This window comes from Methanobrevibacter sp. UBA188 (assembly GCF_905234905.1).
In the GTDB taxonomy this organism is placed as follows: Archaea; Methanobacteriota; Methanobacteria; order Methanobacteriales; family Methanobacteriaceae; genus Methanocatella.
In genome coordinates this window covers 3,255-8,731 of sequence record NZ_CAJOJM010000069.1, presented here as the reverse complement: position 1 = coordinate 8,731, position 5,477 = coordinate 3,255, and the positions used below count along the sequence as shown (strand labels likewise).

The 5,477-nt window shown below is 34.8% G+C and carries 3 protein-coding genes (1 of these 3 only partly in view); all 3 read left to right on the top strand.

Translation table 11 applies throughout. The features are described 5' to 3' along the window. Nucleotides 1-276, top strand: a 276-nt coding sequence (locus tag QZ143_RS09195; RefSeq protein ID WP_292883482.1) for a hypothetical protein, incomplete at its 5' end; no start/stop codon positions are given. Further along, nucleotides 245-2,803 carry a DUF11 domain-containing protein gene (locus QZ143_RS09190; RefSeq protein ID WP_292883479.1) on the top strand — a complete coding sequence of 853 codons (2,559 nt, stop codon included), beginning with the start codon at nucleotides 245-247 and terminating at the stop codon, nucleotides 2,801-2,803. The genes QZ143_RS09195 and QZ143_RS09190, both read left to right, overlap by 32 nt. Before the next feature lie 178 nt (nucleotides 2,804-2,981). Next, nucleotides 2,982-5,477, top strand: the 5' portion of a protein-coding gene (locus QZ143_RS09185; RefSeq protein WP_292883476.1) for a C1 family peptidase. Its footprint extends 30 nt past the window's final position; the window shows 2,496 of its 2,526 coding nt (coding positions 1-2,496); it begins with the start codon at nucleotides 2,982-2,984; its stop codon lies off the right edge, out of view.

The following is a 5,477-nucleotide window of genomic DNA, read 5'->3' as shown; positions in this document are numbered from 1 at the left end:
TTTGTTGGGTCTAATGCTACTGGTTATGATAGTGCTACTGGTTTGTTAACTGTTCCGTTGATTGAGGCTGGTGAGTCTTATGTATTTACTATTACTCTTAAGGCTGTGACTAATGGTACTTTGACTAATGTGGTTAATGTAACTTCAAATGAGAATTCTACTGCTAAAGGTGGAAATGTGTCTGTTAAAGTAATGCCTGTGGTTGACTTGACTGTTGTTAAGTCTGCTGATGTGTCTGTTGTTGATGTTAATGGTGAGGGTTGTCTTTACTGTTAATGTTACTAATAATGGTCCGTCTAATGCTACTGGTGTTAGAATTACTGATGTTGTTCCTGCTGGATTTGAGTTTGTTGGGTCTAATGCTACTGGTTATGATAGTGCTACTGGTTTGTTAACTGTTCCGTTGATTGGGGCTGGTGAGTCTTATGTATTTACTATTACTCTTAAGGCTGTGACTAATGGTACTTTGACTAATGTGGTTAATGTAACATCAAATGAAAATGCTACTGTTAAAGGCGGTAATGTGTCTGTTAAAGTGATTCCTGTGGTTAATTTAACTGTTGTAAAATTGGTAGATGATGATGACGCTTTAGTTGGGGATAATGTTACTTTCAAAATTATTGTAACTAATAATGGTCCTTCCGATGCAACTAATATCACAGTTCGTGATATTCTTGATACAAATGGATTTAAGTTAGTTAGTGGTAATTTAACTACTATTATTCCAGTTTTAGAAAGTGGAAAATCAGAGACAATTACAATTGTGGTTAAAACTATTAAGACTGGTACATTCATGAACCGTGTTGAGGTGACTTGTAATCAAAACGATACAGTTAAAACTTCAAATGTGAGTGTTAGTTCCTACGAAACAGATTTAAAAATTAATAAGATTGCTAATGCAACTGATGTTGCTGTAAATGGTCTTGTTAACTTTACAATTTCTGTTAAAAATCATGGAACTGCTAATGCTACTGGTGTTCATATTATTGATGAATTAGACAGTGCATTTGAGTTTGTTGATGCTAGTGCTGGTTATAAGTTGTCCGGTAAGACTGTTACTTGGAATGTTTCCAGAATTGCTAGTGAAGACACATACTCTGTATGGATTGTTGTCCGTGCATTGACTAATGGTACATTTGACAATGTTGCACACACTAATTGTAGTGAGGAATCAACTATTAAAAACAGTACAGCAACTGTAAAAGTAACTCCTGTGGTTAACTTGACTGTTGTTAAAATCGCTGACGTGAAAATCAGTACAATAGGTGGTGAAATCACATTTACAATTACTGTAACCAATAACGGTCCTTCCAATGCTACAAATGTTGTAGTGGAAGATATCTTGCCAAGTGGTTTACAACTAATAAGTGGCGATTTAAATACTACCATTGCATTATTAGAAAGTGGTGAATCCAAAGTCATTACAATTAAAGCAAAAGCTGTATCAACCGGTAATCTTACAAATGTTGTTTCAGTTCATTCAAATGAAAACGCAACTATAGTTGAATCAGATGTTACTGTCAGAGTATTTGACCCTAAATTATCCATTATTAAAACTTCAGGTAACGAGTATGTATATTCAGGTAACCAAACTACTTTCACAATTAAAGTGACTAATGATGGTGATATGGTGCTTACAGGTGTCTTTGTTGAAGATAAAATACCAAACGGTTTAATTTACGACCATTTCATCGGCACTAATTGGACTTATGATGGAACCAAGTTCTATTATGATGGTTCTTTGGATGTTGGCGAAACTGTTGAATTGACAATTGTCGTAAATACAACTCAAAGTGGTAAATTTACTAATGAAGCTACTGCAGGTTCCGATCAAACTTCAACTTCAGCTTCAAATGCTAGTGTTATTGTATACACTCCTGCATTGACTGTACGTGAAATATCAAATAATCCACGTGCTTTAGTTGGACAAGAAGTTAGTTTCACTGTTGTTGTTACAAATATTGGTGACTGTGAGTTGACTGGTGTTTACACTGTAAACAACTTCCCAGAAGGTTTAATATACAACGGTTATGATGGAGATAATTGGAACAAATTAACTAGTGGAATTTTAGGTGCTCCTAGTGGTGGATGGACTCAAGATGGTAATAAGTTCAGTTATTCAGGTATTTTAAAACCTGGAGAATCTGCTAATTACACATTATACTTCACAACTACTGCTGTGGGCGTATTTACTCCGGAAGTAATTGCTAATTCAGATTTAACCAGTGGTGCTTATTCAAATAACACCACTGTTGTTGTTGAACCTAAACTTGAATTGAAACAGGAGATTGACAAATCAACCGTTGATGTAGGTGATAAGGTAACTATCAAAGTCACCGTAACAAATGTCGGCGGCTGTGATTTAGACAATGTTTATGTAATTGAACATTTCCCTGATGGATTGAAATATGACAGCTTCAAAGGTGAAGGATGGACCAAAGTGGGTAATAAATTTATCTACTCTGGTGTTTTAGGTATTGGTGAAAGTGCAAGCTTTGAAATGGTCTTCTACGCTACTAAAGAAGGTTCTGTAATAAATTCTGTTGTTGCAGGATCAAACATGACTGATGAAATCGGTGATGATGTTGAAGTAGAAGTGGTTAATAAAACTAAACCACATCCAAGACCTCATCCTAAGCCTGAGCCTCGTCCAGAACCTCGTCCAGAGCCTACTCCGGAAAATGAAACAGTTAAACATAAGCCTGTTAGCGAACCTGCAACTATGCACGCTACTGGTAATCCAATAATCTTATTGTTATTGGCAATTATGGCTATTATACCATTAAGAAGACGTAAACACTAAAATTAAAATTTTCGGGAGTTTTTACTCCCTCTACTATTTTTTTTAAAATTTTTAACTAGATTTTTTGATGATAACTTTTTTTTACTTCAACTATTTATACTATAACTGTTATAAATAACAGTACTTTATACATTTTAACTTCTAAATGTGGTTAAATTGTTTAGATGGAGGAAGGAAGTTGAATAAAATTAGATATATTGCATTATTCTCAATTTTTTGTTTAATGTTAATAATGCCGATAGCATTTGCTAGTGAAAATAATACGATTGTTGCAGTGGATAATGCAATTGAAAATTCCACAGCAGCCAGTTCGGGCGGCGACATTCTAAAATCAGACATATATTTCAATTCAGAAATTGAAATTGATGGTGACGGATCATTTTACAAACCATATAAGGATTTAAAAAGCAGTCGTATTGTGTCCGATTCCACAGTTCATTTCGCCGATGGGGAATATGAACTCGACAAGGCTATCTCAGCTAAAAATTTGAATATTGTTGGAAGCAATCCTTCAAAAACCATAATAAAATATCATGGTTTGGGATTGGATTCATCAACTTCCATAACTCTTAAAAATGTAACTTTCATTAATTTTGCCATATCCACTACAGGCAGTTTGAATGTTTTAAATTGCATCTTTAAGGATTCTTCTAATAATGTTATTTCATCTTCAACTAGAAAATCCGTAACTTATATTGATAATTCCACATTTTCAAGCAATTCTGCTTCTAAGGGTGGAGCAATCAGTGTTGTGGGAGGAAACCTGACCATAACCAATTCCATATTCAATAACAATCATGCAACAACTGCAGGTGCAATTTATGTTAATGACGCATATTTGACAATAGACAATACACTGTTTGATTCAAATTATGCTGATTCTTATGGTGGGGCAATTGCATGTGAAAACGATGCTGTCACTTTTATCAATAAATCAAAGTTCTATAACTGTTATGCTATTGAAGATGCTGCAGGTGGAATCTATCAAATAAATTCCGAGTTGGAGTCCAATTCATTGGAAATGGTTAATTGTAGCGCTAATTTTGGAGGTGCAATTGTTTCTTTAAAATCAAATCTATATTTGAATGATTTTGTTGGAAGAAACAATGCTGCAAAATATTATGGTGGTGCCATTTATTCGCTGTATCGTGTACTTTCAATTGAAAATTCTACTTTGACAAATAATTCCGCTAGGGATGGTGGGGCAATACTTGCCGATGATGTTGAAATATTTACAGTCAAATCTAACACTTTTGCAAATAATCGAGCTTCAAATGCTGCTGGTGCGGTTTATTCAGTTGGAAGTGATTTGGTCTATTATGATTCAATTTTAGATAAGGAATTAAACAATACATTCATTAACAATGATGTTTATGAATCATGGATGCATAACTCCTTTGTCGGAAATGGAAACTACACATTATTCAGGTATAATTCATCATATCATATATTGCCTTCCAGATATGATTTAAGGGAATTGGGTTATGTTACTCCAGTAAAGGCTCAAGGAAACGGAGGGAACTGTTGGGCATTTTCATCCCTTGGTGCTCTTGAGTCCTGCATTCTAAAGGCAAGCGGAAAATCTTATGACCTTTCTGAAGAAAACATGAAAAACTTAATGGCTATGTATTCCTCTTACGGATGGGCTATGGAAACCAATATTGGGGGATATGATAAGATGGGAACAGGATATCTTGCCGGTTGGTTAGGACCTGTCAATGAAAGTGAGGATCCATATAATCCTTCTTCAATTTTATCTCCTATTTTGAATAGCATTATTCATGTTCAAAATATTGTATATTTGAATAGGTCATCTTATACTGGCAATGATGAAATCAAGAAAGCTTTAATGGAATATGGTGCTGTTGCAACAAGCATATATTGGAGCAGCTCTAATCTGAAGGGTAAAAATTACTATTATTCCGGAGGCGCAACTTCAAATCATGCTGTTGTTATAGTTGGTTGGGATGACACCTATTCACGCAATAACTTCAAAACAACACCTGAAGGTGACGGAGCATGGATTATTAAAAACAGTTGGGGAACTAGCGGTGGAGATAAAGGATTTTATTATGTCTCATATTATGATACCAGATGTGCTCCAGTGGATAAACCTTATTCAACCTACACTTTTGTCCTTAATGATACAATCAAATTCGATAAGAATTACCAGTATGATGTTCCGGGGTGGACTGATTTCTTTTTGAATTCATCAAGTACTGTCTGGTACAAAAACAAGTTTGTTGCAACTGATGATGAATATCTGGCTGCGGTTTCAACTTATTTCCAAAAGAAGTCTAATTGGGAAATGTCAATTTATGTGAATGATGTTTTACGGGTAACCAAAAGCGGTTTTGATACATCAAGTTACAAAACCATCGATTTGGGTCAGTTGATTCCTCTCAAGGCAGGGGATATATTCAACATCATATTTAAGATAAAGGTTGATAAGGAAGCCGGTGTGCCTATTTCAGAATATGTTTCACTCAACAGTGAATTTTACACAGACAACGTCTCATTTGTCAGTTATGATGGTAAAAACTGGCAGGATTTATATTATCTTTCATGGGAATATCCTGACCATACTTACGGTTCACAGGTAGCCTGCATCAAGGCATTTACAATATTGAATGAGATTAATACTTCAGTTAATTTGGATGTTTTAAATATTGGT